This window comes from Nonomuraea longicatena (assembly GCF_039525605.1).
GTDB lineage: Bacteria > Actinomycetota > Actinomycetes > Streptosporangiales > Streptosporangiaceae > Nonomuraea > Nonomuraea longicatena.
In genome coordinates this window covers 1-1629 of sequence record NZ_BAAAHQ010000020.1, presented here as the reverse complement: position 1 = coordinate 1629, position 1629 = coordinate 1, and the positions used below count along the sequence as shown (strand labels likewise).

Annotated in this window: 1 protein-coding gene; it reads left to right on the top strand. The window is 76.2% G+C overall.

Features of this window, described 5'->3' with window-relative positions; all coding sequences use genetic code 11:
* Window positions 1–107 precede the first annotated feature (107 nt).
* Window positions 108–1490 carry an FAD-binding oxidoreductase gene (locus ABD120_RS19180; RefSeq protein ID WP_343951299.1) on the top strand — a complete coding sequence of 461 codons (1383 nt, stop codon included), beginning with the start codon at window positions 108–110 and terminating at the stop codon, window positions 1488–1490.
* Window positions 1491–1629 lie beyond the last annotated feature (139 nt).

The following is a 1629-nucleotide window of genomic DNA, read 5'->3' as shown; positions in this document are numbered from 1 at the left end:
GCGGGGGGGAGCACGCCCCGCCCCTCGCCGCATGCCGTCCGTGAGGGCCCGCCGGTTCGGCATCTCGGGAGAAGTTGCGAGGTCGGAGCGGGTGCGATGATGCGCCCATGGCAGTGTTCGATGGAGTGAGTACGGCCGTGTCGGTGCCCGGCGAGGCCGGTTACGAGGCCGCGACGCGGGTGTTCAACCTCGCGGCGCCCGCCCGGCCCTCGGCCGCGACGACCGCGAGGACCGTCGGGCAGGTCCAGGCCGCGCTGGAGCACGCCCGCGCGAAGGGGCTGGGGGTGCGCGTGCACAGCACCGGCCACGCGGCCGGGTCCGGCGGCCCGATGGACGGCGCGCTGCTCGTCAGGACCGAGATGGACGGCACCGTCGAGATCGACACCGCCCGGCGGGTGGCGCGGATCCCGGCGGGGACGTCCTGGGGCCCGGTCGTGGACGCGGCCTGCGCGCACGGACTGGCCGTGGCGCACGGCTCCTCCCCCACCGTGGGGGTCGTCGGCTACCTTCTCGGCGGCGGCCTCAGCCCGTACGGCAGGCAGCTCGGGCTGGCCGTCAACAGCGTGCGCGCGATCGAACTGGTCACGGCCGACGGCGAGCCGCGCCGGGTGGACGCGGGCCACGAGCCCGAGCTGTTCTGGGCGCTGCGCGGCGGTGGCGGCGGGTTCGGCGTCGTGACGGCGGTCGAGGTCGGGCTGTTCGAGGCGGCGGGGGTCGTCACCGGCTCCACGTACTGGGCGGCCGAGCACGCCGAGCCGCTGCTGCGGCGCTGGCTGCGGTGGACGCGCGGGGCGCCGCGCGCGGTGACGACGTCCCTGCGGCTGATGAACCTGCCGCCGGTGCCGGACGTGCCGCCCGCGCTCGTCGGGGAGTCCGTGGCGGTCGACGGGGCCGTCCTGGTGCCCGCGGGAGGCGATCCGGCGACGGCGCAGCGGCTGGCCGACCAGATGCTGCGGCCGCTGCTCGCCGTCGCGGACCCGGTGATGCACGCGTGGTCGTTCACGTCGCTGTCCGGGGCGCTGCACGCGCACATGGACCCGACCGAGCCGGTGCCGTTCACCGGCGACCACATGCTGCTCGGCGACCTGGACGCGGAGGCGGTCGACGCGTTCCTGCGGCTGTTCGGGCCCGGCTCGGGCTCGCCGCTGGTCATCGCGGGGCTGCGGCAACTCGGCGGCGCCTTCACCGAGTCCGGGCCGGACGGCGGCGCGCTCGCGCGGGTGGAGGCGCCCTACTCCTACGCGGGTTCCGGCGTCCCGGTGGACGCGGCGGCGGCGCGGGCGCTCGACGAGCACCGCGCGCTGGCCCGTACGGCGCTGCGCCCGTGGGACACCGGGCTGACGGTGCCGTCGTTCGTGGAGAGCTTCACGCAGCCGCAGCGGCATCTGGACGCGGCCTCGGTCCGCCGCGCCGACCGGGTCCGCGCGGAGGTCGATCCGGACGGCCTGTTCCGGGGAGACGTCGCGCCGAACGCCACGGCGCTGTACTGAGCTCTGTGAGGGCCCCGTGAGGCCGCGTGAGGCCGCGCGGGGCCGGACCCCGTGCGGCCTCCCGCCGGGTGCGGGATGCTCCTATCGATGTCAAGCCGCGAGTTCATGATCGTTCGTGGTGATGATCTGGTAGAGCTCG

Bases quoted from the DNA above. Each gene is read 5' to 3' on its own strand.
- ABD120_RS19180 (WP_343951299.1), top strand. From the start codon at position 108: ATGGCAGTGTTCGATGGAGTGAGTACGGCCGTGTCGGTGCCCGGCGAG.